A 26,986-nucleotide genomic window follows, 5' to 3' on the forward strand; every position below is an offset into this window, starting at 1 on the left:
ACCGGCTTCACGCTCCCTTAGGGATTGAAGGACGAGGATGAACGGTAGATCCCGTACGCGCGTGCGTGCCCTGCGCCGCCGCGTCGCCCTGGCCTCGGCCGCGGTCATGATCGGCACGCTGCTACAGGCGGTGGCCCAGCCCGCGAGCGTCGCCGCCGACCGCGGCACCGGCCGCCCCGGACTGCCCGAGTCGGAGAAGCCGGTCGCGGTCACTCCGGTCAAGGGCACGCCGCGCCCGGTGACGAAGGGGCCGCGCACGCCGAAGGAGAAGCCGAGGGCCGCGTGGCCCAAGGCGGGAGCGGCGACGGTGGAGTGGGCCGAGGGCTCCGCCGGTGTCGTACGGGCGAAGGGGCTGCCGCTCGCGGTGGGCGGTGGCAAGGGGGTACGGGGCGCCCAAGGAGCGGTCCGGGCCCGTCTGTTCGACCGTAAGGCGGCTCAACGGGCCGGTACGGACGGCCTGTTGTTCAGCCTGGGGTCGGCCAGGAAGCAGACGGTTCGCACCCGCCTCGACTACTCCTCGTTCGCAGGCGCCTTCGGCGGCGGATACGCCGACCGGCTGCGCCTCGTCGAGCTGCCCGCGTGCGCGATCACCACGCCCGACAAGGCCAAGTGCCGTACCAGCAAGCCGGTCGAGACCGTCAACGACACCGAGAAGCAGACCCTGACGGCACCGAAGGTCGCCCTGAGCTCCTCCGGCGCCACCGTCCTCGCGGCCGTCGCCGACGAGTCGAGCATGGGCAGCGACTACAAGGCGACCCCGCTGGCGCCGTCCGCACAGTGGAGCACGAGCCTCAACACGGGTGACTTCTCCTGGTCGTACCCGATGGGCGTGCCGGCCGTGCCGGGCGGACTGACGCCGAGCGTCGGCCTCTCCTACTCCTCCGGCTCGATCGACGGCCGGACCGGCAACAGCAACAACCAGGGCTCCTGGCTCGGTGACGGCTTCGATCTGTGGCCCGGGTTCATCGAGCGCCGCTACAAGTCCTGCGGTTCCGACGACGGCGTGGAGCACGCGGACGGCGGCAAGCCCGGCGACCTGTGCTGGGCCTACGACAACGCGTTCATCTCCCTCAACGGCAAGGGCGGCGAGCTGGTGCCCGACGGCACCGACGCCTTCCGGCTGAAGGACGACGACGGAACGAAGATCCAGCGGATCTACGGCTCCACCTCGGACGTGCGCTCCAACGGCGCCCGCAACGACGAGTACTGGAAGGTCACCACCCCGGACGGCGTCCAGTACTACTTCGGCTACAACCGGCTGCCCGGCTGGGCGAGCGGCAACGAGACCACCGACTCCACCTGGACCGCCCCCGTCTTCGGCGACGACGCGAACGAGCCCTGCCACGCCTCGACGTTCGCGAGCTCCTACTGCACCCAGGGCTGGCGCTGGAACCTCGACTACGTCGTCGACCCGCACGACAACGCCATCGCGTACTACTACGACAAGGAGTGGAACTCCTACGGCCGCAACCTCAAGGACACCGACGACACCCGCTATGTGCGCGGCGGTTTCCTCGACCGGATCGAGTACGGCCTGCGGAAGTCCTCGATGTACTCGGCGCAGGCGCTGGGCAAGGTCGACTTCACCAGCAGCGAGCGGTGCATCCCGAACGCGAACACCACCTGCTCCGACATCAACGCCGACGCCTTCTACTGGTACGACACGCCCTGGGACCTGAACTGCAACGAGGGCGCCACCTGTGACGAGGGCCGGCTCTCCCCGGTGTTCTTCACCCGAAAGCGGCTCACCTCGGTCAAGACGCAGATCCTGAAGTCGGGCGCCTACACGGACGTCGACTCCTGGAAGCTCACCCACCACTGGGGCATGGCCGACACCGACTACCAGCTGCTCCTCGACTCCGTGCAGCGCACCGGCCACACCGCCAGCCCGGCGATCACCCTGCCGAAGACGTCCTTCACCTACGTCCAGCTCGCCAACCGGCTCGACAGGACCGGCGACGGCTTCGCCCCGTTCATCAAGGAGCGCCTGGCCACCGTCGCCGACGAGGCGGGCGGCCAGATCGACGTCGGCTACTCGGCGCCGGTGTGCGACTTCGGCGCGCTGCCGACCCCGCAGACCAACACCACGCGCTGCTTCCCGCAGTACATCGGCGGCAGTGACACCGACGCCCCGGACCTGCACTGGTTCAACAAGTACGTCACCTCGACGGTCACCCGGACCGACCGCACCGGCGGCGCCCCGGACCAGGTCAGCGCGTACGAGTACCTGGACGGCGCGGCCTGGCACTACGACGACGATGACGGGCTGACGAAGGAGAAGGAGAAGACCTGGTCGCAGTGGCGCGGCTACGGCCACGTCCGGGTGAAGACCGGTGGTCAGGGCGGTGCGGCCGCGATGCGTTCGCAGGCCGACACCTACTTCCTGCGCGGCATGCACGGCGACCGTGAGACGCCGAGCGGTGGCACGAAGAGCGTGAGCGTCTCGCTCGGCACGGGCGAGGGCGACACGATCACCGACCACGAGTCGGTGGCGGGCTTCGAGTACAAGACCGTCAACTACTCCGGTCCCGGTGGCTCGGTGCTGTCCAAGACCGTGAGCCGGCCGTGGCACCACGAGACCGCCAAGCGGGTTCGCGACTGGGGCACGATCACCGCCAACCTCTCCGGCGCCGGCGAGAGCAGGACCTGGACGTCGCTGGACAACGGGGCGGGCGACAGGTGGCGTACGACCACGACCACGAACGCCTTCGACACGACGGCCGGGCGGATCACCCAGACCGACGACCGCGGTGACGACGCCACCACCGCCGACGACAAGTGCACCCGCACGTCCTACCCGGCGTCCGGCACGGTCCTCGCCGTGCCGCTGAGGGCCGAGACGGTTGCCAAGGCCTGCGACGCCACCACCGACCGCGCCAAGGACGTCATCTCGGACGTCCGCACGGCCTACGACGGCCTCGGCTACGACGCCGCCCCCACCAAGGGCGACGCCACGCGGACCGCGATGCTGAAGTCCCACGACGGCACCACGGCCACCTACACGGAGACCAGCGCCACCTACGACTCCTACGGCCGCAAGCTCACCACCAACGACCTGAGCGGCACGGTCACGGTGAAGTCCGGCGCACTGACCCGCACCGCCCGCACGGACGGCCGTACCACCACGACCGCCTACACGCCGGCCACCGGCTTCCCGACCTCCGCGAAGGTCACCACCCCGCCGGTCACCCCCGGCGACAGCACCACCGCGCAGTCCACGACCACGAGCAACGACCCGGCGCGCGGCGTACCGCTGACGGTCACCGACACCAACACCAAGGTCACCAACTTCGCCTACGACGCGCTGGGCCGTAAGACCAAGGTGTGGCTCGCCGACCGGCTCACGGGCGATGTCCCGACGTACGAGTACAGCTACACGATCACCGAGGGCCAGCCCATTGCCGTCGGCACCAAGACCCTCGGCAACGACGGCGCCCAGGTCACCTCGTACATGCTCTACGACGGCTTCCTGCGCCCACGTCAGTCCCAGGCCCCCGGCCCCGACGGCGGACGGCTGCTCACCGACACCTTCTACGACGAACGCGGCCTGACGGCGAAGGAGTTCCTGTCCTACTACGACGCGGCCGGGCCCTCCACGACGCTGGTCAAGCCGCAGGACGCGCTGGATGTGGAGACGCAGAACCGGTACGCGTACGACGGCCTGGGCCGGCAGACCGAGTTCAAGCAGATCTTCGGCAACGGCGACGGCGGCCAGGTCCTCAACACCACCAGGACCAGCTACGGCGGTGACCGCACGACGGTCATCCCGCCGGCCGGCGGCACCGCCGCCACCACCCTGACCGACGCCCGCGGCCAGACCACCGAGCTGCGACAGCACCACCAGCGCGCCGCCGAGTCGTCGTACGACACCACGAAGTACGGCTTCTCGCCGAGCGGGAACCTGTCGAAGGTCACCGACCCGGCCGGCAACGAGTGGAGCTACGACTACGACCTGCTGGGCCTGATGACCCTGTCCAAGGACCCGGACAAGGGCTCGGTCAAATACTTCTACGACGACCGAGGCCTGCTCACCTCCACGCTGGACGCCCGCAACAACACGCTCGCCTACGTCCACGACGGCATGGGCCGCAAGACGGAGATGCGCACCGGGTCCGCGACGGGCGCCCTGCGCGCCAAGTGGACGTACGACACCATCAGCGGCGCGAAGGGCCACCTCGCCGAGTCCACCCGGTACGTCGACGGTCAGGCCTACACCTCGAAGGTAGTCGCCTACGACCGGCTCTACCGGCCGCTGCGCACCTCGCTGACCATTCCCGCCACCGAGGCGAACAACGGCCTGAGCGGCACCTACCTGGCGACCACCTCGTACAAGGTGTCCGGCCTGGTCGCCGCTGCCGGCCTGCCCAAGGCCGGTGCCCTGCCCGCCTCCTCCATGGCCTACACCTACGAGGACGACACGCTGCGGCTCATCGGCGTGGACGGCAGCGAGGGCATCAAGTCGACGGCCAGGTACAGCCTGACCGGCAAGCCGCAGCAGTACGAACTGTCCAACGCGGGCGGCAAGAAGGCCTGGGTCACCAACGAGTACGAGCCCGGCACCCAGCGCCTGTCCTCCACCCGCGTCGACCGTCAGGACATCGCGGGCGTGGACCAGGCGTCCACCTTCAAGTACGACGAGATCGGCAACGTCCTGTCCGTCTCGGACACCTCGCGCTCCGGCACGGACACCCAGTGCTTCGGCTACGACCACCTGCGCCGTCTCACCGAGGCGTGGACCCAGCCGACCGCCGGCTGTGCGAGCGCGCCCGCCGCGTCCGTGCTCGGCGGACCGGCGCCGTACTGGCAGTCGTACACCTACGACAAGATCGGCAACCGGCGTACCGAGGTCCGGCACGACGTCACGGGTGACGCGACGAAGGACGTCAAGAGCACCTACGACTACCCGGTCCCGGGCGCCGGAGTGGTCCGCCCGCACGCCCTGAGGTCGGTCACCCGCACCGGCCCCGGCGTCACGGCGGGCGACAGCTACACGTACGACGCGACCGGCAACACCGACACCCGCACGCTGGGCAGCGGCACGACCCAGGACCTCGACCACGACGCCGAGGGCCGGCTGGTGAAGGTGACCGAGCCGGTCGAGGGCGGGTCACCGAAGGTCACGGAGTACGTGTACGACGCCGACGGCAACCGGCTCATCGGCCGCACGCCGACGGAGACGACGCTCTACCTGGGCAGCACCGAGATCACGGTCGCCAAGGGCACGACGACGCCGAAGGCCACCAGGTACATCGACCTCGGCGGCGGCCACACGGCCATCCAGTCCGACGACGGCAAGGTCTCCTTCACCACCGCCGACCACCACGGCACGGCGCTGCTCGCCATCGACGCGGCGACGCAGCAGCTCAGCCAGCGCCGGGTGCTGCCGTTCGGCGGCACCAGGGGTCCTGAACCGGCCACCTGGCCCGGCACCAAGGGCTTCGTCGGCGGCACGAAGGACGCCTCGACAGGACTGACCCACCTGGGCGCCCGTGAGTACGACCCGGAGACGGGCCGCTTCCTCTCGGTCGACCCGGTGCTGGACCTGACCGATCCGCAGCAGATCAACGGCTACGCCTACAGCAACAACAGCCCGGTGACGTTCTCCGACCCGACGGGCCTCTACTGCGACGGGTGCAGCGTCGACAACCCGGACTCGGTGTGGGCCCCGGACAAGGGCAACGGCCCCGGATGCACGACGTACGCCTGCTACGACAAGGACGGCGACGTCCAGTACCTGACCGGCGGCAGCGGCACGGCCACCAAGAAGTCCACGCAGTCCCCGAGCAAGACGGTCAACGTCACGGAGAAGGAGGGCGAGGTCTGGGTCGAGAACATCCGGGTGCCCACCGCCCTTGAACTGGAGTACCTGTACCCGACCGTCGACGAGAACGAGCGCGTCGAGAAGTGGGCCAAGAGCAAGTGCTTCGTCCCGGACGACAGCACCTCCGCGTTCTGCGGCGCAGCCGAGTCCCTGGGACTCCTGAACTACGAGCAGACCCTCTTCGACAAGATCGTCGTCGCTCTGGTCGCCCCGGACATCGACGCCTGGAAGAGCTGTCTGAGCGGCGAGAGCGTGAAGAGCTGCGGCTCGGCGGCGCTTGATCTGCCGTGGGCGCGGGTGTTCAAGGGGGCGAAGGTCCTCAAGGCGTGCAACAGCTTTGTGCCCGGCACCCGGGTGCTGATGGCGGACGGCACGACCAAGGCCATCGAGGACGTCGAGATCGGTGACGAGGTCCTGGCAACGGATCCGAAGACCGGCGAGACCACCGTCAAGACGGTCACCGCGGAGATCACGGGTCAGGGCCGCAAGAACCTGGTGACGATCACTCTCGACATCGAGGGTGTCGAGGCGACCGTCACCGCGACCGACGGACACCCCTTCTGGGTCCCTGAGATCGCCGAGTGGATCACGGCCGACGAGCTGACGCCCGGGCGGGAACTGCGGACGGCCGCAGGCAAGCTGGTCCGGATCGCGAACGTCGACCGCCGGAGCCGGTCGGCCACGGTACACAACCTCACCGTCGCCGACTTCCACTCGTACTACGTGCTGGCCGGCGAGACCCCGCTGCTGGTGCACAACTCCAGCCCGCGCCAGTGCTTCCGCGGGGCCAGAGGTGACGACGCGCCGTCGTTCGTTCCGAGCCCCCGCGACTACAAAGTCGATCGCGAGACGGGCTTCGTACGCGAAACCCACGGGGTGTCGGTGTTCGACAATCCCGGGAGCGTCACCTCGAACGGCTTCGTCCCGCACATGATCGACCAGTCGTCGCTGCCCGACACCCTCCGTATCATCCAGCGCGGAAGGGATCCTCGGCACTTCGAGATCGTTCCTGCTCCGGGCGCGGATCTCACGCCCGAGCGATACGCCGAGGAACTCGCGAAGATCAGGCTGCATGAGTAGTGAGGGGATGGCCCGCGTGTACGACCTGGAGTTCCCCGACCATCTGGACGGTTACGAGGCCGAAGTCGAGGCCAAGGGCTATCTGGAGGGCGTGAAGGTGAGCCGGCGTGGCTCCGTCTATGAACTGACGATCTACGACCCGGTTCGCCTCGGCCAGGAGGTCACCGACGAAGTGGCGGCGGACGGATCTTTCGCCGTGGCGAACCTCGTAGTCGTCGACCGTGTCACGCGCGAGGAGATCTCCCGCGCCGTGGAGCGGCAGTCCCGAAGCGACTTCTCGGGGCTGGCGCCCACGTCGGCCGGGTAGCCGGGAGGGCGCCTGCCGCCGGTGCGGACCCTTCAGGAAAGGGTCCGCACCTCCGTCTCGCAGCGCAGTTGCCGGTCCGCCCCCAACTCCCGTACCGGCCCCGTGAGTTCAAGCCGCGCCGTGTGCCGAGTGTCCGCGCTGGAGGCCGCCAGCCGCAGTTCCAGCAGGCCGGGTTCGACCACCCTTCGACCCGAACGGTCGGTGAACGACGACAGATCCGCGTGGAAGCCGAACGTCACCCGGCTCGCCTCGCCCGGCGCCAACTCCACCCGCTGGTAGCCGATCAGCCGCACGTCCGGCCGGGTCACCGACGCCACCGGATCGTGCAGGTACAGCTGGACCACCTCCGCGCCCGCGCGCTCGCCCGTGTTGCGGACGGTCAGCGACACGTCGTACGAGCCGTCCGTGCTGATCTCCGACTCTCCCGAATCCACGGACTCCCACGCGAACGACGTGTACGACCGCCCATGCCCGAACGCGTACAACGGCGTCGGATCCAGATTGCTGACCTCCCCCGCCAGCCCCAGCGGCGGCTGTAGGTACGTCCACGGCTGGCCCCCGGGCTCCCGGGGCACGCTCACCGGCAGCCTCCCCGACGGGTTGACCCGGCCCGACAGCACTCCCGCCACCGCGGGGCCGCCCTCCTCGCCCGGGAAGAACGCCTGGACGACCGCCGCCAGACGACCGTCCCAGCGGCCCAGCGCGTACGGGCGGCCGGTGAGCAGGACCAGCACCACCGGGACGCCCGTGGCCACGAGCGCGTCCAGCAGATCTGCCTGCACACCCGGCAGGCGGAGGTCCGTCACATCGCAGCCCTCGCCCGAGGTGCCCCGCCCGAAAAGCCCCGCCCGGTCGCCCAGCACCGCGAGGCACACGTCCGCCTCCGACGCCCGCGTCACCGCCTCCTCGAAGCCCGCCGGGTCCGGGTCCAAGACGTCGCAGCCCTGCGCGAACGTCACCTTGGCGTCCGGAAGTTCGGCGCGCAGCGCCTCCAGGACCGTCGGGATCTCGACGCCCGTCGGCACCTCGGGGTGGTGCGTGAGGACGTGCGACGGGAAGGAGTAGCAGCCCAGCATCGCCAGGGCGTCCGCCGCGCGCGGGCCCACGACCGCGATACGGGCGTCGGGCGGCAGCGGCAGGATGCCGTCCGGGTTGTCCAGCAGGACCACCGACTCCTCCGCCACGCGTCGGGCCAGTGCCCGGTTCGCGGGGGAGTCCAGGTCGATACGTGCCGTCGCCGGCTCCGGGGACCAGTCCTCGTCCAGGAGGCCCAGCTCGCACTTCTGGAGCAGGACCCGGCGGGCCGCGCGGTCCACCAGCTCCTCGGGGACCTCGCCCGCCCGGACGGCCTCCACCAGCGGTTTCCCGTAGCAGTTCAGGGTCGGCAGTTCCACGTCGATGCCGGCCGCCAGCGCCGCGTGCGCCGCCTCGGCCGGTGACCCCGCCACGCGATGCAGGGTCTCCAGGAAGCCGATGCCGAAGTAGTCGGCGACCACCGTGCCCGTGAAACCCCACTGCTCGCGAAGGAGTTCGGTGAGCAGTGCCGGGTCGGCGGAGGCCGGCACGCCGTCCGTCTCGTTGTACGCCGCCATCACCGAGCGCGCCCCGCCCTCGCGCAGCGCCATCTCGAACGGGGGGAGGGTCACGTCCGCCAGCTCCCGGACGCCCGCCCGCACCGGCGCGAGATTGCGGGCGCCCGCCGAGGACGCGTACCCGGCGAAGTGCTTCAGCGTCGCGACCACCCCGGCCGACTCCAGGCCCCGGACGTACGCCGTGCCGATCGTGCCGGCCAGATACGGATCCTCGCCGATGGTCTCCTCGACCCGGCCCCAGCGCGGATCGCGTACGACGTCCAGGACGGGCGCGAGACCCTGGTGGACGCCCACGGAGCGCAGGTCCTCGCCGATGCGGCGGGCCATCTCCTCGACGAGCGGGGGGTCGAAGGTGGCCCCCCACGCCAGCGGGACCGGATAGGCCGTGGCCTGCCAGGCCGTGAACCCCGCCAGGCACTCCTCGTGGGCCACGGCCGGGATGCCGAAGCGGCCCGCCGCGGCGATCCGGCGCTGGGCGCGGGCCAGCGCCTGCGCGCCCAGCGCCGGGTCCACGGGGGCGGTGCCGAAGGAGCGGGTGAGCTGGCCGAGGCCGTGGGTGATCAGCTCGTTCCAGTCGTAGTCGGCGTTCATGTCGTGCTGGTGCGGGGCGACGCCCTCGCCGTCCGTTTCGGCGCCCACCCACACGCCGTACAGCTGGGCGGTCTTCTCCTGAAGGGTCATCCGGGAGAGGAGGTCGTCGACGCGGTCGGCGGCGGGCAGGGCGGGGTCGCGCCAGGGGGCGGTGGTCATGAAACTCCTGTCGGGGCGAGGCCCACTCGCGAATGTTTCGTTGTTCACCTCGAATGTTCCGGGAACCTAGGCGTGGTGAGAAGGGTTCGTCAAGAGGCCGCGCAGGGATACGATCGCCGCCATGACACCTTCGGAGCCCGCCGAAACCCGGACGACAATGCGTGAAACCCGGACGACATCCCCGTCCTCCGGCCGGTCCACGCAGACCGCGACCCTCGCCGAGATCGCCCGCGAGGCCGGCGTCTCCGCGCCGACTGTTTCGAAGGTCCTCAACGGACGAGCCGATGTCGCCCCGGCCACCCGCAGCCGGGTCGAGGAGCTGCTGCGCGCCCACGGCTACCGCCGGCGGCGGGCCGAGGCCAGCCGGTCACCCCTCATCGACCTGGTCTTCCACGAGCTGGAGAGCGCGTGGGCGATGGAGGTCATCCGGGGTGTGGAGAACGTCGCCCGGGACGCCGGCCTGAGTGTGGTGCTCAGTGAGAGCGCCGGGCGCCTGACCCCGGGGCGCACCTGGGCCGACCAGGTCGCCGCCCGCCGCCCGCACGGCGTGATCCTCGTGCTGTCCGGCCTCGACGAGTCCCAGCGGGCCCTGCTGACCAGCCGGTCGATCCCGTTCGTGGTGATGGACCCGGCGGGCGACCCGGGCGCCGACGTGCCGTCCATCGGGGCGACCAACTGGCAGGGCGGACTGGCCGCCACCCGGCACCTGGTCGAGCTCGGACACCGCAGGATCGGCGCGATCACCGGGCCGTCCCGGATGATGTGCAGCCGCGCCCGCATCGACGGCTACCGCGCCGCCCTGGAGACGGCCGGGCTCCCGGTCGACCCCGACCTGATCCGGCCCGGCGACTTCCACCACGAGACCGGCTACCGGCAGGGCCTGGAACTGCTGCGCCGCCCGAACCGGCCGACCGCCGTCTTCGCCGGGAACGACCTCCAGGCGCTCGGTCTGTACGAGGCCGCGCGCGAGCTGGGGCTGCGGATCCCGGAGGACCTCAGCGTGGTCGGCTTCGACGATCTGCCGATCGCGCGCTGGGTGGGGCCGCCGCTGACGACCGTACGGCAGCCGCTGACGGAGATGGCGGAGGCCGCGGCGAAGCTGGTCCTCGACCTGGCGCGGGAGGAGGGGACACCGGCGGCGACGCGGGTGGAGCTGGCGACCAGCCTCGTGGTGCGCAGCAGCACCGGGGCGCCTGCGGCCGGAAACTGACGTATTGACGGGTGGGGAGAGCGCCTCCACACTCCCCCGAAGTCAATCGGTTACACGGCCGAAACTTTCGGATGCCCCGCCATGAGAACCTCCAAATCGTTCCCACCCACGGACGCGTGCACGGCGGTCTACAGCGTCGCCTTACGCAGTCGGGGGCGACCGTCACCTGCTCCAACGCCTCGTACAACGGGACGGTTCCCGACGGCGGTTCGGTCACCTTCGGCTTCAACGGGGCGTGGAGCGGGAGCAATCCGGTGTCGACGGTGACGCTGGGCTGAGACAGGGCGGAAAGTCTGAGAATTTCCGAAGAAAGCCGGCTCTGGCGTCTGCCCGTAATAATTCGGACGTACGTTCCTGCCTGTGACGGGACTCGGGGCGAACGGGCGGGACACGAACGGGGACGACGGCAGACACGCGGGCCTGCGGTCGAGGGTGCTGAAGACCGCCGGCCTCGTTCTCGCGGGCACCCTGCTGCTGGGCGTGGGCGCGGCGGGCTGGGCCTACTGGCACCTGAACGACAACATCAAGAGCGTCGACATCAACAGCGCCCTCGGCGACAACCGCCCACCCAGGGCGATGACGACACCGTCACCCGCGGCCTCGGCGTCCCCCCTGCCCACCGGATCCCTGAACATCCTGGTCCTGGGCTCGGACTCGCGCACCGGCGCCGAGAACCGGGAACTCGGCGGCGGCAGCAGCACCGGCGCCCGCTCGGACACGGCGATGGTGGTCCACATCGACGCCGGCCGCACGGAGGCGACGGTCGTCAGCGTCCCGCGCGACACCCTGGTCACCCGCCCCTCCTGCCCGCTGCCGTCGGGCGGCACCACGCAGGAGGCGTACAACACCATGTTCAACAGCGCGTACGCCGTCGGGGGCCCCGTCTGCGCGGTGAAGACGGTCGAGTCGCTCACCGGTATCCGCATGGACCACTATCTGGAGATCGACTTCTCGGGCTTCGCGAAGCTGGTGGACGCGCTGGGCGGCGTCACGGTGACCACGGACGAGGACATCGAGGACGAGGACAGCCACCTGACGCTCACGGCGGGCACACACCACCTGGACGGCGAACAGGCCCTGGCGCTCGCCCGCACCCGGCACGGCATAGGCGACGGCAGCGACCTGGGCCGCATAGGCATGCAGCAGAACCTGGTGAAGGCCCTCCTGGACCGGATCTCCACCACCTCCCTCCTCACCGACCCCGCCCAGCTCTACCGCGTCGCCGACGCCGTGACGGCCGGCCTCACGACCGACACCGGCCTGGACTCCCTGAACGAACTGATGAGCCTCGGCCAGAGCCTGCGGGGGCTGACCTCGGACACGGTGCGGACGGTGACGATGCCGGTGGCGCCGGCGCCGTCGGACCGCAACCGGGTGGTGGCGGAGCAGCCGGAGGCGGGGGAGTTGTGGGAGTCGTTGCGGTGAGAAAAAGAATCTCCGCGGAAATCCGGTGAGTGTGTCGATCCGGCGGTCTCCCGTTCGACGCAGGGGTGAAAGGCCGGGGAAGGACCCGGTCGCCGAACCCGAGGAGTCACCATGCCGCGCTACCTCTCCATGATCCGTGTCGACGAGTCGGCCGCCGCCCAGGGCCCCAGCGACGAGCTGATGCAGCGGATGGGCGAGCTGATCGAGGAGATGACCAAGGCGGGCGTCCTGCTGGACACCGCCGGGCTGACCCCGACCGCCCAGGGGACCCGGGTGCACTACGAGGGCGGGCAGCTGTCCGTGACCGACGGGCCGTTCACCGAGACCAAGGAGGTCATCGGCGGATACGCGCTCATGCAGTGCAAGGACCGGGCCGAGGCGATCGAGTGGACCAAGCGGTTCCTGAAGATCCACGAGGAGCACTGGACCATGACGTGCGAGGTGCGGGAGATCGTGGAGGGCTGAGCCCCCGCCGGTCGGATCCTCCTTGGCGGCAGGGCCGCAGGGGTGTCTGATGGTGAGCTGTGCAACCGCAGCCCCAGCCCACCGCAGACACCCACGGCACCGCAGACACCCGTGTCCCCCGGCACGACACCACAGCGGCTGCCGTCGAGACCGTCTTCCGCATCGAGTCCCCCCGCGTCATCGCCGCCGTCGCCCGCACCGTCCGCGACATCGGCATCGCCGAGGAGCTCGCGCAGGACGCGCTGGTCGCCGCGCTGGAGCAGTGGCCGCGCGACGGTGTTCCCGACAACCCCGGCGCCTGGCTCATGGCCACCGCCGGACACCGCGCCGTCGACCTGGTCCGCCGGCGCGAGAACTACGCCCGCAAGCTCGCGGAGATCGGCCGCGACCTGGAGACGACGGCACCGCCCGAGGAGCCGCCCGACCCCGAGGACATCGACGACGACCTGCTCCGCCTGGTCTTCACCGCCTGCCACCCGGTCCTGTCGCCGGAGGCCCGCATCGCCCTCACCCTGCGCCTCCTCGGTGGCCTGACCACCCCGGAGATCGCCCGGGCGTTCCTGGTCCCGGAACCGACCGTGGCCCAGCGCATCGTCCGCGCCAAACGCACGCTCGCGACCAAGAACGTCGCCTTCGAGGTCCCCTACGGCCCCGACCGCGAGGCCCGCCTCGGCTCGGTCCTCGACGTCATCTACCTGATCTTCAACGAGGGCTACGCCGCCACGGCCGGCGACGACTGGCTGCGCCCGGCGCTGTGCGAGGACGCCCTGCGCCTGGCCCGCGTGCTGTCCGGTCTCATGCCGAAGGAGCCGGAGGTGCACGCCCTGACCGCCCTCCTGGAGTTCCAGGCGTCCCGCACGGCGGCCCGCACCGGCCCCTCCGGCGAGCCGGTCCTGCTCAAGGACCAGAACCGCCGCCGCTGGAACCGCATGCTCATCGCCCGCGGCATCACGGCCCTGTCCCGCGCGGACGCCACGGCCACGGGAGCCCCCGGCCCGTACGCCCTCCAGGCCGCCATCGCCGCCTGCCACGCGCACGCGTACACGTACGAGGAGACCGACTGGAAGACCATCGCCACCCTGTACGGCCTCCTCGCCGCCCGGTCCCCCTCCCCGGTCGTCGAGCTGAACCGCGCGGTCGCCGTCTCGATGTCCGAGGGCCCGGGACCGGCCCTGCACATCATCGACACCCTCGCCACGGAGGCGGCGCTGCGGGACTACCACTTGTTGCCGAGCGTGCGGGGGGATCTGCTGTTGCGTCTCGGTCGTACGGCGGAGGCGCGGGCGGAGTTCGAACGGGCGGCGGCGCTCACGCGTAACGGGCCGGAGCGGGCGATGCTGCTCAGGCGTGCGGCGGCTGCGGCGGAGTGAGGCCGAGCGTTTCGCCGTGGCGTGACCGGCCGTCGTCCGGCTGCCGCGCCGTTGTGGCCGGTCGCGCTTCAGACCGGCCGGCCCACCAGCATCGTCGGTGCCCCCGCCACCCGGGTCAGGAACACCGTCGCGGAGTTCGGTCCCTGAGGCTTGACCTTCTTCCGCAGCTCCTCCGGCTCTACGGCCGACCCTCGCTTCTTCACCGTCAGGACGCCGACCTCCCGCTCCCGCAGCAGAGCCCTCAACTTCTTTACGTTGAAGGGAAGCTGGTCGGTGATCTCGTACGCCGTCGCACAGGGCGTCGGCCGTAGCTCGTCCGCCGTGATGTACGCGATGGTCGCGTCGATCAGTCCGGCGTCCAGTTCGGCGGCGACCTCGGCGACCAGGTGGGCGCGGATGGCGGCGCCGTCGGGTTCGTACAAGTACCGTCCGACGGGCCGGACTTCGGGATCGGGCAGGCCACGGGAGAGCAGTGTGCGCGGCCCCGGCAGCAGGGTGGCGCGGATCGCCCCGGGGCGGGTGCCGAACCACAGCACCGCCTCCTTGACGTCCCCGCCGTCCGAGATCCACTCGGCCTCGGCGTCCTGCGGGATCGCCTCGTGGGGGATGCCGGGCGCGATCTTCAGCGCGGCACAGGGCGCTTTGCCGGCCGCCTCCACGGCCCAGGACAGCGGCGGTGAGTACGCCTCGGGATCGAAGATCCGGCCGCGGCCGCCGCGTCGGGCGGGGTCGACGAACACGGCGTCGTAGCCGGCCGTATCGACGCCCATGACATCCGCCTCGCGCACCTCGACGAGGTCGGCAAGCCCCAGGACCTCCGCATTCGCCCGCGCCACCGCCACCGTCACTGGATCCCGGTCCACCGCCAGCACCCGGATCCCGGCCCGCGCCAACGCGAGGGCGTCACCGCCGATCCCGCAGCACAGGTCGGCGACCGACCCGGCCCCCAGCGCCTTCATCCGCGCGGCGCGGTAGGCCGCCACGCTCGCCCGCGTCGACTGCTCGACCCCGTTCGGCGTGAAGAACATCCGCCCCGCGTCCGCCGCCCCGAACTTCGCCACCGCCCGCTGCCGCAGCCGCGCCTGCCCGAGCGCCGCCGACACCAGTTCGGCGGGGTGTTCGCGGCGCAGGCGGGTGGCGACTGCGAGTTCGTCGGCGGGATCGGTGTCGCGTACGGCGTCGAGGAGGGCACGGCCCTCGGGGGTGAGGAGCGCGGAGAAGGAGGCGAGGTCGTTCACCGGGCCATTGTCGGCCAGTCGGTGGATGGTCCGCGGCCGGCGGCGGTGTCGGCCGGGCTTCCGGGTGAGTGCCTGCGAAGATCCGGCACCATGCGACTAGTAGTACAAAATGACAAAAGTCACCACAATGGGGCAGCGTCGAGGCATCGCCGTGGGAGACCCGGGCGTGCCGGTTTCCGCGGCGGACTCGCCGCGCTGGCCGCGGCGGCCATCGCCTCGGGCTGCACACCGGCCGGTGCCCCGGGAGGTCCAGGAGGCCAGGTCGGCCCGGGCGGCACCGGCACGGCAGGCCCCACCCCGGCCACCTCGCCGACCCCCAGCGGGCAGCCCCTCAAGGCGCCACCCCCGGGCACCACGCAGAACCCGCCCGCCACCCAGGAAGAACCCCGTCGGTTCCGGTCGGGAAAGTCCGCCCTCGCCGCCCGGGCCGCCGCGGCGAGACGCTGGGGCCTGGCGAGAATCCCCCTCACGCCCCCGCCGCCCCCCGCCACCAAGCCGAAGATCACCACCCGCGAGGGCTTCGAGGTCGACGGGCACGAGGAACTGGGCCTCCCGCCGGTCTTCACCACCATCCCCACCAGGCAGCGGGTCGTCTTCCTCACGATCGACGACGGCGCCGAGAAGGACCCGGCCTTCCTGCGGATGATGAACGACCTGCACGTGCCGTACACCGCCTTCCTCAGCAACTACCTGATCAAGGACGACTACGGCTATTTCAAGCGCATGCAGCGCGACGGCGTCGCCCTGAACAACCACACCCTGCACCACCCCTACCTGCCGGGGCTCTCCTACCGCCGCCAGCAGTACGAGATCTGCGCCATGCAGGACGTGATCGAGGAGCGCTACGGCAAGCGCCCGCTGCTGTTCCGCCCGCCCTTCGGGAACTACAACCGGGACAGCCTGCGCGCCGCGAAGTCGTGCGGCGTCAAGTACGTCCCGCTGTGGAACGAGGAGGTCTTCGTCGATCACTGGGACTACCGCGAGTGGGACCGGAAGATCCGACCGGGTGACATCGTCCTCACGCACTTCCGGGGCAGGGACGACTGGAAGGGCACAATGCCGGACATGATCCGCCGGTTCCTGAACAAGGTCACGGCCGAGGGGTACGCGGTGGCCCGGCTGGAGGACTACCTGTGAGGCCGACGCCAAGGCTGCGCGTCGTGTCGGCCGTGGTCCTGGCAGCCGTCGTCCTGGCGTCCGCCCTGCTCACCGGCTGCGCCCGGCCGACGGCGACGGTGGCTCCCGAGGCAGGCCCGTCCCACGAGCGGTCACACAGCGCCCGCTCGGCAAAGGGCCCGACGCACGCCGCCCAGCCCTACCGCCGCTGGGGCCTGACCGCCCCGCTCCCCGCACCGCCGTCCCCGCCGGCCCGACGGCTGCGACTCCCCGACGCCGATCCGCTGCCCGTCGTGCACCGCGTCCCGACCCGCGACAAGGTCGTCTTCCTCACCTACGACGACGGCGCCGAGAAGGACCCCCGCTTCGTCGACCTGGTCCGTGAACTACGGCTGCCCGTCAGCATGTTCCTCACGGACAGCGTGGTCGGCCCGGGCTACGGCCACTTCGCCCGCCTGCGCTCGGTGGGCGCCTCCATCCAGAACCACACCCTCGACCACGCCGCCCTGCGCGGGCTGCCGTACACCGGCCAGCGCGCCGAGATCTGCGGCCAGCAGAACAAACTCCGCGCCCGCTTCGGCATCCGCCCCCGCCTCTTCCGCCCGCCCTACGGCACGTACGACACCACCACGCTCCGCGCGGCGAGGGACTGCGGCATCACGGCGGTCACCCTGTGGCGGGCCGCGATGGAGGCCGACGGCGAACTCACCTACGCCCACGGCCCCGCCCACCTCCGCCCCGGCGACATCATCTCCGTCCCCTCCGGCGAACCGACAGGCCGGTCCCTGAGAGACCGCACGACGAGGCTGCTGCGCGACATCCAGGGGAGAGGCCTGACGGTAGCCCGCTTGGAGGACTACATCTGACAGAACTTCCAGGCGCCGCCCAGCCCCGCCGGCCCGTCCGGCGTTCGAGGACGAGGCCGTTCAGGCCGATAGGGGGTCTGGGGGCGCAGCCCCCAGGACGGTCAGGGCGACGCCGGTCACCCGAAACCCGGCTCAGCCGGCGCGGCGAACGCGCCGCGAATTAGCAGTCCGCTTGACCGAGTGCTAACCCCCGCCATAGTCTCGGCTCTGGCACTCGGCAGATGAGAGTGCCAACTACGCGACGGGCAGGTCCGGCACCCGCGACGACGGATCCACCTGGTCGCCACCTCAGACAGTTAGCCCCGTGAGATCTCCGAAGGGGGAGGTCGGATCGTGACGACCACCAGCTCCAAGGTTGCCATCAAGCCGCTCGAGGACCGCATTGTGGTCCAGCCGCTCGACGCCGAGCAGACCACCGCCTCTGGCCTGGTCATCCCGGACACCGCCAAGGAGAAGCCCCAGGAGGGCGTCGTCCTGGCCGTGGGCCCGGGCCGCTTCGAGAACGGCGAGCGTCTGCCGCTCGACGTCAAGACCGGCGACATCGTGCTGTACAGCAAGTACGGCGGCACCGAGGTGAAGTACAACGGCGAGGAGTACCTCGTCCTCTCGGCTCGCGACGTGCTCGCGATCATCGAGAAGTAGTTCACCCGAAGCACCTTCTGAAGCACCTTTTGCTTCCAGCTGCGCCCCTGGCCCCCGCGACCACACAAGAAGCCGGGCGCCCGGGGCGCAGTGCCTTTTTCACCCACATTCCGAGAGGGCTCCCGCTGTCATGGCGAAGATCCTGAAGTTCGACGAGGACGCCCGTCGCGCCCTCGAGCGCGGCGTCAACAAGCTGGCCGACACGGTCAAGGTGACGATCGGCCCCAAGGGCCGCAACGTCGTCATCGACAAGAAGTTCGGCGCGCCCACCATCACCAACGACGGCGTCACCATCGCCCGTGAGGTCGAGGTCGAGGACCCGTACGAGAACCTCGGCGCCCAGCTGGTGAAGGAGGTGGCGACCAAGACCAACGACATCGCGGGTGACGGTACGACCACCGCCACCGTGCTGGCCCAGGCGCTGGTCCGCGAGGGCCTGAAGAACGTCGCCGCCGGCGCCTCCCCGGCCGCCCTGAAGAAGGGCATCGACGCGGCCGTGGCCGCGGTCTCCGAGGAGCTCCTCGCGACCGCCCGCCCGATCGACGAGAAGTCCGACATCGCCGCCGTGGCCGGCCTGTCCGCCCAGGACAGCCAGGTCGGCGAGCTCATCGCCGAGGCGATGGACAAGGTCGGCAAGGACGGTGTCATCACCGTCGAGGAGTCCAACACCTTCGGTCTGGAGCTGGACTTCACCGAGGGCATGGCCTTCGACAAGGGCTACCTGTCGCCGTACTTCGTGACGGACCAGGAGCGCATGGAGGCCGTCCTGGAGGACCCGTACATCCTCATCAACCAGGGCAAGATCTCCTCCATCCAGGACCTGCTGCCGCTGCTGGAGAAGGTCATCCAGGCCGGTGCCTCCAAGCCGCTGCTGATCATCGCCGAGGACGTCGAGGGCGAGGCCCTGTCGACCCTGGTCGTGAACAAGATCCGCGGCACCTTCAACGCGGTCGCCGTCAAGGCCCCCGGCTTCGGTGACCGCCGCAAGGCGATGCTCCAGGACATGGCGACCCTGACCGGCGCCGAGGTCATCTCCGAGGAGGTCGGCCTCAAGCTCGACCAGGTCGGCCTCGAGGTGCTGGGCTCCGCCCGCCGCATCACCGTCACCAAGGACGACACCACGATCGTCGACGGCGCCGGCAAGTCCGACGCCGTCCAGGGCCGCGTCGCCCAGATCAAGGCCGAGATCGAGAACACCGACTCCGACTGGGACCGCGAGAAGCTCCAGGAGCGCCTCGCGAAGCTGGCCGGCGGCGTGTGCGTGATCAAGGTCGGCGCCGCCACCGAGGTGGAGCTGAAGGAGAAGAAGCACCGTCTGGAGGACGCCATCTCCGCGACCCGCGCCGCGGTCGAGGAGGGCATCGTCTCCGGTGGTGGCTCCGCGCTGGTCCACGCCGTCAAGGTCCTCGAGGGCAACCTCGGCAAGACCGGCGACGAGGCCACCGGTGTCGCGGTCGTCCGCAAGGCCGCCGTCGAGCCGCTGCGCTGGATCGCCGAGAACGCCGGCCTGGAGGGCTACGTCATCACCTCCAAGGTCGCCGAGCTCGACAAGGGCCAGGGCTTCAACGCCGCGACCGGCGAGTACGGCGACCTGGTCAAGGCCGGCGTCATCGACCCGGTCAAGGTCACCCGCTCCGCCCTGGAGAACGCCGCCTCCATCGCCTCCCTCCTCCTGACGACCGAGACCCTGGTCGTCGAGAAGAAGGAAGAGGAAGAGCCGGCCGCCGCCGGTGGCCACGGCCACGGGCACGCCCACTGAGCCCAGCGCTCGAAGAAGGCCCCGCTCCTGCGCGTGTGCGCGGGACCGGGGCCTTCCCCTTCGCGGGCTTCACTGACCGAGTACCCCCAGTTGCTCCAGCAGTCCCGCCCGGTCGTAGAGCCAGTGGCTCTCGCAGATCCTGCCCTCCCGGAACCGCTGCCAGGTCATGCCCCGCATGCTCACGTCCTGCTCGGTCGCCGGGATCCCCAGGAACTCGCCCTTGTGGTGCGCGACCCAGGTCCACCGGGTGCACACCTGGTCGTCCTGGGCCATCTGGTCGTCGATCCGGAAGGTGAAGTCGAAGGCGGCCCGCCACCCCTCGTACTGCTCCCGGATCCCGTCGATGCCCTGCACCGGCTGCGGGTACGACGGATCGTGATCCACGTAGTCACGGGTGAGGTGGTCACCGATCTGCCCCGGCTCCATCCTGCCCATGGCCTCGAAGAAGGCCCGCGCGGCCTGGACGTTCAGCTGCTCGTTGCGCACCACGTCCAGATCGGTGAACGTGGGCACCTCGTCACAGAGCGCCACCATCTCCTGGAAGATCCGGTCGGTCTCGGGCAGGTTGGAGTTGCGCATCGCCTCCTCGTACGAGGCGAACTCCACGATCTCGATGAAGTGCGCCGGGTCGGACCGGTCCTTCCCGATGATGTCGTGCGTCGCCGTCCGCTTCCCCTTGGTCTGCTCGACCCACCTGTCCATCAGCCGGTTCATCTCGTCGAATCGGCTGGTCCGGCAGTCGATGAGCTGTACGAAGGTCATGACGTCGTCGCCTCCCGGCCCCCCTGGGTGCGGCTGGACAGCACCATTTTCCCCACTGCACGGGCCGTGCGCCTGTTCACCCGCCCCGAGGCCGGCCGGCGCCGCCAACTCGCCTACTGCGGCCCGTACTTCCGCCCCGTCCTCGAACTGATCCCCCCGAGCATCCCCCGCGGCACCAGCTTCGCCGCCCCCATCAGCACCTTGTACCGAGGGTCGGGAATGGACAGCGCCCTGCCCCGGGCCAGGTCCTCCAGCGCCGTGGCCGCCACCTTGTCCGCGTCCAGCCACATCCACCCCGGGATGTTGTCCGTGCCCATCCCGGCCCGCTCATGGAACTCGGTCCGCACGAACCCCGGGCACAGCGCCATCAGCCGCACCCCGCTCCCGGCCAGGTCCCGCGCCGCCCCCTGGGTGAACTGCACGACCCACGCCTTGGACGCGCCGTACGTACCGCGCGGCACGAAGGCCGCGACCGACGCGACGTTGACGACACCCCCGCGCCCCCGCTCCCGCATCGCCTCCGCGGCCGCCGACGTCAGCCGCAGTACGGCCTCGCAGTGCACCTTGAGCATCTTCAGCTCGTCGGCCATCGAGACGTCGAGGTAACGGCCCTTGTTGCCGAAGCCGGCGTTGTTGATCAGCAGGTCGACCGGGTTCCTGCGGTCGCCGAGGCGGGCGGCGACCGTCTCGATGCCGGTGTCCTCCGCCAGGTCGGCCGTCAGCACCTCCGCCTCGATGCCGTGCCGGTCGTGCAGTTCGGTCGCCTGCTCCCGCAGCCGCTTGACGTCCCGGGCCACCAGGACGAGGTCGTGCCCGTCGGCCGCCAGCCGTCGCGCGAACGCGGCGCCGATGCCCGCGGTCGATCCCGTAATCAATGCCGTTGTCATGGCGCAAGATTAGTGACCGGGACGGCGTGCGTCCGTTTGCTGCACAAGCCCTCCCGATCAGTGAAGCCCGGGCGAAGACCCGCGCGGTGAGCGCCTGTCAGGTCCCGTGCTTCGCCACGTACTTCCGCGCCTCCTCCAGCAACTCCGGATGCAGCGCCTCACCGGCCGCCAGCAGCCCGGGCAGCAGCTTCCGCTCGGTCGTCACCGCCCGGAACTGGAGGGCCACCGTCACCTCGTGATCCGGACGGTGAATGATCTCCACCGCGTCACCCGCCCGGATCTCGCCCGGTTCGATCACCCGCAGATACGCGCCCGGCGCCCCCTTCGCCGTGAACCGCTTCACCCACTGCTTCTCACCCATATGGCCCTGAAAGGTGAGACAGGGAATCCGGCCGCACGTGACCTCCAGCACCACCCCGGACCCGATCCGCCAGCGCTCGCCGATCAGCGCGCCGGACACGTCGAGGCCACAGGTCGTGAGGTTCTCGCCGAACCCGCCGTTCGCCAGCGACCGCCCCAGCTCGCGCTCCCACGCGTCGAGGTCCTCACGGGCCATCGTGTACACGGCCTGGTCGTCGCCGCCGTGGTGCTCCCTCTTGCACACCGCGTCCCCGGCCAGCCCGCTCCCCCCGATGCCCTTGGGCCCGGGCGCCGCCACCCGCACCGGCCCCGCCACCGGCCGCTTGTCGATGCCGGTCACGGCATCGGGGTCATCCGTGTTCGGCACGGGCTTCGCGCGGCCCAGGTTCACAGACAGAAGCTTCATGTGGGCAAGGTAGGGGAGCGGTGGCCAAAGTGTCGACGCATTATTCGGCGATCTCCCCAAGGCTCGCTTATGCTCGGTTCCGTGCTCGAAGCCCGTCACCTCCGCGTCCTGCGCGCCGTCGCCGCCACCGGTTCCTTCTCCGCGGCCGGGCGCGAACTGGGCTGCACCCAGCCCGCCGTCAGCCAGCAGATGAAGGCCCTGGAGGCATCCGTCGGCACGCCCCTGCTCATCCGCAGCGGACGCGAGATGCGGCTGACCCAGGCCGGAGAGGCCCTGGTGCGGCACGCCGCCGGGATCCTGGCCGGACTCACCGCCGCCGAGGAGGAGGTCGCCGCCATCGCCGGACTGCGCGCCGGCCGCGTCCGGCTGGTCTCCTTCCCCAGCGGCAGCTCCACCCTCGTACCGACCGCCCTCGCCGCCCTGCGCGCCGCCCACCCCGGCACCCGGGTCTCCCTGGAGGAGGCCGAGCCGCCGAACTCCGTCGAGCTGCTGCGCGAGGGCGACTGCGACGTGGCCCTCGCCTTCCGGTACGAGGGTGCCGCGGGCGCCGAGGAGTGGGACGACCTCGTCGTACGCCCCCTGCTGACGGACCGTCTCGTAGGCCTCGTCCCCGAACGGCACCGCCTGGCGCGCACCGCCTCCGCCGGGCCCGTCGCCATCGGTGAGCTCGCCGCCGAGCCCTGGATCGCCGGATGCCCGCGCTGCCGGGGACAGCTGATCGAGGTCTGCGCCGGCGCCGGCTTCACGCCCCGCATCGACTTCGCCACCGACGACTACCCGGCGGTGGTGGGCCTGGTGGGCGCGGGTCTGGGCGTGGCCGTCCTGCCCCAGCTCGCCGTCGAGTCCGTACGGCCGCGAGGGGTGCGCATGGTGACGCTGGAACCGGCGGTCCGGCGGGAGATCGTGGCGCTCACGCTGCCCGACCTGGCGCAGGTGCCGGCCGTGGCGGCGACGCTCGACCAGCTGGCCCGGGCTGCCGCCCGCTAGCGAAGAAGAAGGGCACGCGTGCGCGTGCCCTCAGATGCAGAAACGTTCCTTCAGGTGTGCGAGCCGGCCTCCCCGCTGGTCGTCGATGCTGCCGACACCAGCCGGTTGCGCGCCCGCCCCATGAGCTCCTCGCGCTCGTCCTCGGTCAAGCCGCCCCAGACGCCGTACGGTTCGCGTACCGCCAGCGCATGCGCCGCGCACTGCGCGCGGACCGGGCACCTCATGCAGACCTCCTTGGCCGAGTTCTCTCGAGCGCTCCGAGCCGCACCGCGCTCGCCTTCCGGATGAAAGAAGAGCGAGCTGTCCACCCCACGACAAGCAGCCAGCAGCTGCCAGTCCCACAGGTCCGCGTTCGGTCCGGGAAGGCGGGAGAAATCTGCCATTGCGTGACCCCTTGTAGCCGTTCTGGGCGGATACGGTGTCTACGACCGTACATCTACGATCTAAGAAGATGAAAATATGACTCATTGCGAATCTAGCCCCAAACGCCAACAAACAGGAAGAAAAAGGGCTGAATGGGGCATGGGTTGTGATGAAAGGTTGAGGGTCCGTCGTGCATGTCTGCCCCGTGTCCGCCCCCTCACGTAGAGTGCCGAAGACGGCACATGCCCCCGTAACTCTTTCGAGTGACCGTCGTTGAGAGGGCGGAGGCGGTTGAAGGAACAAGGGCTCGGGCAGGCGTCCGAGACGGTCGACCGCACAGGTGACGATTTCGTACCAGCCTGGAGGCTCAAGGTGACGTGCATCAGCTGCGGAGGGCGGCCATGACATCCGTCCTCGTCTGCGACGACTCCCCGCTTGCCCGAGAGGCGCTTCGCCGCGCGGTCGCGACCGTGCCCGGCGTCGAGCGCGTGACGACGGCGGCCAACGGCGAGGAAGTCCTCCGCCGCTGGGGCGCCGACCGCTCGGACCTGATTCTGATGGACGTACGCATGCCCGGTCTGGGCGGCGTCGAGACCGTGCGGCGGCTGCTGTCCGCCGACCCCGGTGCGCGCATCATCATGCTCACCGTCGCGGAGGACCTGGACGGCGTGGCGCTCGCGGTGGCCGCCGGTGCCCGCGGCTATCTGCACAAGGACGCCTCGCGCGCGGAGTTGCGTGCGACGGTGACGCAGGCGTTGGCCGACCCGACCTGGCGTCTTGCCCCGCGACGGCTGCGCTCGGCCGAGATGGGTGCGGCGCCCACGCTCACGGCGCGTGAGATCCAGGTGCTCGAGGGGATGAGCCACGGTCGCTCCAACGCGGAGATCGGCCGTGAGCTGTTCCTCTCCGAGGACACCGTGAAGACGCACGCCCGGCGGTTGTTCAAGAAGCTGGGCGCTTCGGACCGGGCGCACGCCGTGGCACTCGGCTTCCGGTGGGGTCTGGTTCGTTAACCGCCTCACCGAGGATGCCGCGTTATGTCGTATGGCGGCTGCCGGTGCGTCGTGGCTGGTCGCGGCCGCGCGGCGGTAGCCGCATATGGATGCTGCCCCGCGCCCCTTTGGGGGCGCGGCTGCGAGGTCGGCCAATCGGTCCTTCCGGTGCCCGCTGCTCGTTTCGCGGCCGATGCCGCATCCTTGAGGTGTGGAGTCTCTCGGGGACGAGTCGGTCGAGCGGAAGGGGAGGGCGCAGGGGATGAGTGCCGGCGCACCTGCTCATAACGCTTCGGTGCACAACAACGGGCGCGATGCCACGGACCATACGGCCGCAGGGCACCATGGACCGATGCGCGACGACGAGGCGGCTCATGCCCAAGGGGTGATCGGTGCACTCGTCCATCGCGCGGTGGACGGGGACGAGCAGGCCACCCACGACCTGCTCGCGCATGTCCACCCCTTGGCCCTGCGCTACTGCCGCACCCGGCTGTCCCGTCTGCCGGGTGACGCCCGCCACTTCGTCGAGGACCTCGCCCAGGAGGTCTGCGTCGCCGTGCTCCTCGCGCTGCCGCGCTACAAGGACACCGGCCGCCCCTTCGAGGCGTTCGTCTTCGCCATCGCCGCGCACAAGGTGGCCGACCTCCAGCGGGCGGCGATGCGGCACCCGGGGTCCACGGCGGTTCCCTCGGACGAGATGCCGGAGCGCCCGGACGACTCGCTGGGCCCGGAGGAGCGGGCGCTGCTGAGCAGCGACGCCGAGTGGGCCAAGAAACTGCTGGCCAACCTGCCCGAGAACCAGCGGGAGCTGTTGCTGCTGAGGATCGCGGTGGGCTTGACCGCGGAGGAGACGGGTCAGATGTTGGGAATGTCACCCGGCGCCGTCCGGGTGGCCCAGCACCGGGCGCTGAGCAGGCTGCGGGCGCTGGCCGAGCAGTAGGCGGCGTTCCTGTGAACGGGCGCCGCGCCGATTCCGTACGAACATACGAAGCCCGGAGCGGCCCTGAACCGTGGAATTTGCCACCCTTGCTTCCCGTTAGCATGGACATCCGCACCGAGCAAGGCCATTTGGGGAAGGTGTCATGACTGCAAACGTCGACGGAGTGCCCGGTAAATTCGCGACACTCGGGCTGACCTACGACGACGTGCTGCTGCTGCCGGGCGCATCCGAGGTGCTCCCCAACGCGGTCGACACCTCGTCCCGCATCTCCCGCAACGTCCGGGTGAACATCCCGCTGCTCTCGGCGGCCATGGACAAGGTGACCGAGTCCCGCATGGCCATCGCGATGGCCCGCCTCGGCGGCGTCGGCGTGCTGCACCGCAATCTGTCCGTCGAGGACCAGGTCAACCAGGTCGACCTGGTGAAGCGGTCCGAGTCCGGCATGGTCACCGATCCGATCACGGTGGACCCGGAGGCGACCCTCGCCGAGGCCGACGCCCTGTGCGCCAAGTTCCGCATCAGCGGCGTCCCCGTCACCGACCCGGCCGGCAAGCTCCTCGGCATCGTCACCAACCGTGACATGGCCTTCGAGTCGGACCGCAGCCGTCAGGTGCGCGAGGTCATGACGCCGATGCCGCTGGTCACCGGCCAGGTCGGCATCTCCGGCACCGACGCCATGGACCTGCTGCGCAAGCACAAGATCGAGAAGCTGCCGCTGGTCGACGACGCCGGTGTCCTCAAGGGCCTGATCACCGTCAAGGACTTCGTCAAGGCGGAGAAGTACCCCAACGCCGCCAAGGACTCCGAGGGTCGGCTCCTCGTCGGTGCCGCCGTCGGCGCCAGCCCCGAGGCCCTGGAGCGCGCCCAGGCGCTGGCCGCGGCCGGGGTGGACTTCCTGGTCGTCGACACCTCGCACGGCCACAACAGCAACGCGTTGAGCTGGATGTCGAAGATCAAGTCCAGCGTCGGCGTCGACGTGATCGGCGGCAACGTCGCCACCCGCGACGGCGCCCAGGCGCTGATCGACGCCGGTGTCGACGGCATCAAGGTCGGTGTGGGCCCCGGCTCCATCTGTACGACCCGCGTGGTCGCCGGCATCGGCGTTCCGCAGGTCACGGCCATCTACGAGGCCTCCCTCGCCGCGCGCCCCGCAGGCATCCCGCTGATCGGCGACGGCGGCCTCCAGTACTCCGGCGACATCGGCAAGGCGCTCGCCGCCGGCGCCGACACCGTGATGCTCGGCTCGCTGCTCGCGGGCTGCGAGGAGTCGCCGGGTGAGCTGCTGTTCATCAACGGCAAGCAGTTCAAGTCATACCGCGGCATGGGCTCCCTGGGTGCTATGCAGTCCCGCGGCCAGGGCCGGTCGTACTCCAAGGACCGCTACTTCCAGGCCGAGGTCGCCTCCGACGACAAGCTCGTGCCCGAGGGCATCGAGGGCCAGGTGCCCTACCGCGGCCCGCTGGCCAACGTGCTGCACCAGCTCGTCGGCGGTCTGCGCCAGACCATGGGCTACGTGGGCGCGGCGACCATCGAGGAGATGGAGACCAAGGGCCGCTTCGTGCGGATCACCTCCGCGGGCCTCAAGGAGAGCCACCCGCACGACATCCAGATGACGGTCGAGGCGCCGAACTACAGCCGTAAGTGACGC

Annotated in this window: 21 protein-coding genes; 15 read left to right on the forward strand and 6 right to left on the reverse strand. The window is 70.5% G+C overall.

Annotated features, from left to right (window positions below; translation table 11 throughout):
* Positions 1–37: 37 nt before the first annotated feature.
* Both KUM44_RS17995 and KUM44_RS18000 read left to right on the forward strand, forming a co-directional pair.
* Positions 38–6,901: a polymorphic toxin-type HINT domain-containing protein gene (locus KUM44_RS17995; protein WP_217208954.1), complete on the forward strand. Its 6,864-nt coding sequence runs from the start codon at positions 38–40 to the stop codon at positions 6,899–6,901.
* Positions 6,894–7,208, forward strand: coding sequence for a hypothetical protein (locus KUM44_RS18000; protein WP_217208955.1), 315 nt, complete (start codon positions 6,894–6,896; stop codon positions 7,206–7,208). Before KUM44_RS17995 ends, KUM44_RS18000 begins: the two co-directional genes overlap by 8 nt.
* A gap of 32 nt (positions 7,209–7,240) precedes the next feature.
* On the opposite strand, the gene KUM44_RS18005 is transcribed toward KUM44_RS18000, so the two are convergent.
* Positions 7,241–9,550 (reverse strand): glycoside hydrolase family 3 N-terminal domain-containing protein, encoded by a 2,310-nt coding sequence (locus KUM44_RS18005; protein WP_217208956.1) that lies wholly within the window; start codon positions 9,548–9,550, stop codon positions 7,241–7,243.
* A 121-nt stretch (positions 9,551–9,671) separates the two neighbouring features.
* Here KUM44_RS18005 and KUM44_RS18010 point away from each other — a divergent pair, with 121 nt between their 5' ends.
* The 5 genes from KUM44_RS18010 to KUM44_RS18030 all read left to right on the forward strand — a co-directional run bounded on the left by KUM44_RS18010 (position 9,672) and on the right by KUM44_RS18030 (position 14,020).
* The gene (locus KUM44_RS18010; protein ID WP_217208957.1) at positions 9,672–10,760 is read left to right on the forward strand and encodes a LacI family DNA-binding transcriptional regulator; all 1,089 of its coding nucleotides are present in this window, start codon (positions 9,672–9,674) and stop codon (positions 10,758–10,760) included.
* A 71-nt stretch (positions 10,761–10,831) separates the two neighbouring features.
* Complete coding sequence (locus tag KUM44_RS18015; RefSeq protein WP_374202047.1) at positions 10,832–11,038, forward strand: cellulose binding domain-containing protein; 207 nt, start codon at positions 10,832–10,834, stop codon at positions 11,036–11,038.
* Positions 11,039–11,120: 82 nt separating this feature from the next.
* Entirely contained in the window at positions 11,121–12,185 is a 1,065-nt protein-coding gene (locus KUM44_RS18020) for an LCP family protein (RefSeq protein WP_217208958.1), read from the forward strand.
* 111 nt (positions 12,186–12,296) lie between these two features.
* Positions 12,297–12,650, forward strand: a complete 354-nt coding sequence (locus KUM44_RS18025; protein WP_217208959.1) for a YciI family protein — start codon at positions 12,297–12,299, stop codon at positions 12,648–12,650.
* Between the two features lie 59 nt (positions 12,651–12,709).
* Positions 12,710–14,020, forward strand: coding sequence for an RNA polymerase sigma factor (locus KUM44_RS18030; protein ID WP_217208960.1), 1,311 nt, complete (start codon positions 12,710–12,712; stop codon positions 14,018–14,020).
* Positions 14,021–14,088: 68 nt separating this feature from the next.
* Here the strand turns inward: KUM44_RS18030 and KUM44_RS18035 are convergent, their stop codons facing one another.
* Positions 14,089–15,258, reverse strand: coding sequence for a methyltransferase domain-containing protein (locus KUM44_RS18035; RefSeq protein ID WP_217208961.1), 1,170 nt, complete (start codon positions 15,256–15,258; stop codon positions 14,089–14,091).
* Between the two features lie 90 nt (positions 15,259–15,348).
* Here KUM44_RS18035 and KUM44_RS18040 point away from each other — a divergent pair, with 90 nt between their 5' ends.
* The 4 genes from KUM44_RS18040 to groL all read left to right on the forward strand — a co-directional run bounded on the left by KUM44_RS18040 (position 15,349) and on the right by groL (position 19,641).
* Positions 15,349–16,395 (forward strand): polysaccharide deacetylase family protein, encoded by a 1,047-nt coding sequence (locus KUM44_RS18040; protein WP_217208962.1) that lies wholly within the window; start codon positions 15,349–15,351, stop codon positions 16,393–16,395.
* Positions 16,392–17,240 (forward strand): polysaccharide deacetylase family protein, encoded by an 849-nt coding sequence (locus KUM44_RS18045; protein ID WP_308402649.1) that lies wholly within the window; start codon positions 16,392–16,394, stop codon positions 17,238–17,240. Before KUM44_RS18040 ends, KUM44_RS18045 begins: the two co-directional genes overlap by 4 nt.
* 333 nt (positions 17,241–17,573) lie before the next feature.
* The gene (gene groES / locus KUM44_RS18050) at positions 17,574–17,882 is read left to right on the forward strand and encodes a co-chaperone GroES (RefSeq protein ID WP_003998759.1); all 309 of its coding nucleotides are present in this window, start codon (positions 17,574–17,576) and stop codon (positions 17,880–17,882) included.
* A gap of 130 nt (positions 17,883–18,012) precedes the next feature.
* The gene (gene groL, locus KUM44_RS18055) at positions 18,013–19,641 is read left to right on the forward strand and encodes a chaperonin GroEL (RefSeq protein ID WP_217208963.1); all 1,629 of its coding nucleotides are present in this window, start codon (positions 18,013–18,015) and stop codon (positions 19,639–19,641) included.
* Between the two features lie 69 nt (positions 19,642–19,710).
* Here groL and KUM44_RS18060 read toward each other — a convergent pair whose 3' ends face one another.
* The 3 genes from KUM44_RS18060 to KUM44_RS18070 form a co-directional block, all read right to left on the reverse strand.
* A complete protein-coding gene (locus KUM44_RS18060; RefSeq protein ID WP_217208964.1) occupies positions 19,711–20,403 on the reverse strand; it encodes an ester cyclase in 693 nt (230 codons plus the stop codon).
* A gap of 113 nt (positions 20,404–20,516) precedes the next feature.
* The gene (locus KUM44_RS18065; protein ID WP_217208965.1) at positions 20,517–21,290 is read right to left on the reverse strand and encodes an SDR family oxidoreductase; all 774 of its coding nucleotides are present in this window, start codon (positions 21,288–21,290) and stop codon (positions 20,517–20,519) included.
* Between the two features lie 97 nt (positions 21,291–21,387).
* Entirely contained in the window at positions 21,388–22,056 is a 669-nt protein-coding gene (locus KUM44_RS18070) for an MOSC domain-containing protein (protein ID WP_217208967.1), read from the reverse strand.
* Positions 22,057–22,137: 81 nt separating this feature from the next.
* On the opposite strand from KUM44_RS18070, the gene KUM44_RS18075 reads away from it, so the two are divergent.
* Entirely contained in the window at positions 22,138–23,043 is a 906-nt protein-coding gene (locus tag KUM44_RS18075) for a LysR family transcriptional regulator (protein WP_217208969.1), read from the forward strand.
* A gap of 50 nt (positions 23,044–23,093) precedes the next feature.
* Here the strand turns inward: KUM44_RS18075 and KUM44_RS18080 are convergent, their stop codons facing one another.
* The gene (locus tag KUM44_RS18080; protein WP_030046445.1) at positions 23,094–23,426 is read right to left on the reverse strand and encodes a WhiB family transcriptional regulator; all 333 of its coding nucleotides are present in this window, start codon (positions 23,424–23,426) and stop codon (positions 23,094–23,096) included.
* A gap of 381 nt (positions 23,427–23,807) precedes the next feature.
* Between KUM44_RS18080 and KUM44_RS18085 the strand changes: the two genes are divergently transcribed.
* From KUM44_RS18085 to guaB, 3 genes are all read left to right on the forward strand, one after another.
* Positions 23,808–24,419 carry a response regulator transcription factor gene (locus KUM44_RS18085; RefSeq protein ID WP_003948568.1) on the forward strand — a complete coding sequence of 204 codons (612 nt, stop codon included), beginning with the start codon at positions 23,808–23,810 and terminating at the stop codon, positions 24,417–24,419.
* Between the two features lie 331 nt (positions 24,420–24,750).
* Positions 24,751–25,338, forward strand: coding sequence for a sigma-70 family RNA polymerase sigma factor (locus tag KUM44_RS18090; RefSeq protein ID WP_030046446.1), 588 nt, complete (start codon positions 24,751–24,753; stop codon positions 25,336–25,338).
* 142 nt (positions 25,339–25,480) lie between these two features.
* On the forward strand, positions 25,481–26,983 hold the full coding sequence (guaB, locus tag KUM44_RS18095) for an IMP dehydrogenase (RefSeq protein WP_217208971.1): 1,503 nt from the start codon (positions 25,481–25,483) through the stop codon (positions 26,981–26,983).
* Positions 26,984–26,986: the final 3 nt, after the last annotated feature.

This window comes from Streptomyces sp. AC550_RSS872 (genome assembly GCF_019049285.1).
GTDB lineage: Bacteria > Actinomycetota > Actinomycetes > Streptomycetales > Streptomycetaceae > Streptomyces.

Coding starts and splice junctions, on each gene's coding strand:
- guaB (WP_217208971.1), top strand. CDS start 25,481: ATGACTGCAAACGTCGACGGAGTGCCCGGTAAATTCGCGACACTCGGG.
- KUM44_RS18000 (WP_217208955.1), top strand. CDS start 6,894: ATGAGTAGTGAGGGGATGGCCCGCGTGTACGACCTGGAGTTCCCCGAC.
- KUM44_RS18010 (WP_217208957.1), top strand. CDS start 9,672: ATGACACCTTCGGAGCCCGCCGAAACCCGGACGACAATGCGTGAAACC.
- KUM44_RS18005 (WP_217208956.1), bottom strand. CDS start 9,550: ATGACCACCGCCCCCTGGCGCGACCCCGCCCTGCCCGCCGCCGACCGC.
- KUM44_RS17995 (WP_217208954.1), top strand. CDS start 38: ATGAACGGTAGATCCCGTACGCGCGTGCGTGCCCTGCGCCGCCGCGTC.
- KUM44_RS18085 (WP_003948568.1), top strand. CDS start 23,808: ATGACATCCGTCCTCGTCTGCGACGACTCCCCGCTTGCCCGAGAGGCG.
- KUM44_RS18015 (WP_374202047.1), top strand. CDS start 10,832: ATGCCCCGCCATGAGAACCTCCAAATCGTTCCCACCCACGGACGCGTG.
- KUM44_RS18040 (WP_217208962.1), top strand. CDS start 15,349: ATGCGACTAGTAGTACAAAATGACAAAAGTCACCACAATGGGGCAGCG.
- KUM44_RS18070 (WP_217208967.1), bottom strand. CDS start 22,056: ATGAAGCTTCTGTCTGTGAACCTGGGCCGCGCGAAGCCCGTGCCGAAC.
- groL (WP_217208963.1), top strand. CDS start 18,013: ATGGCGAAGATCCTGAAGTTCGACGAGGACGCCCGTCGCGCCCTCGAG.
- KUM44_RS18080 (WP_030046445.1), bottom strand. CDS start 23,426: ATGGCAGATTTCTCCCGCCTTCCCGGACCGAACGCGGACCTGTGGGAC.
- KUM44_RS18060 (WP_217208964.1), bottom strand. CDS start 20,403: ATGACCTTCGTACAGCTCATCGACTGCCGGACCAGCCGATTCGACGAG.
- KUM44_RS18090 (WP_030046446.1), top strand. CDS start 24,751: ATGCGCGACGACGAGGCGGCTCATGCCCAAGGGGTGATCGGTGCACTC.
- KUM44_RS18025 (WP_217208959.1), top strand. CDS start 12,297: ATGCCGCGCTACCTCTCCATGATCCGTGTCGACGAGTCGGCCGCCGCC.
- KUM44_RS18065 (WP_217208965.1), bottom strand. CDS start 21,290: ATGACAACGGCATTGATTACGGGATCGACCGCGGGCATCGGCGCCGCG.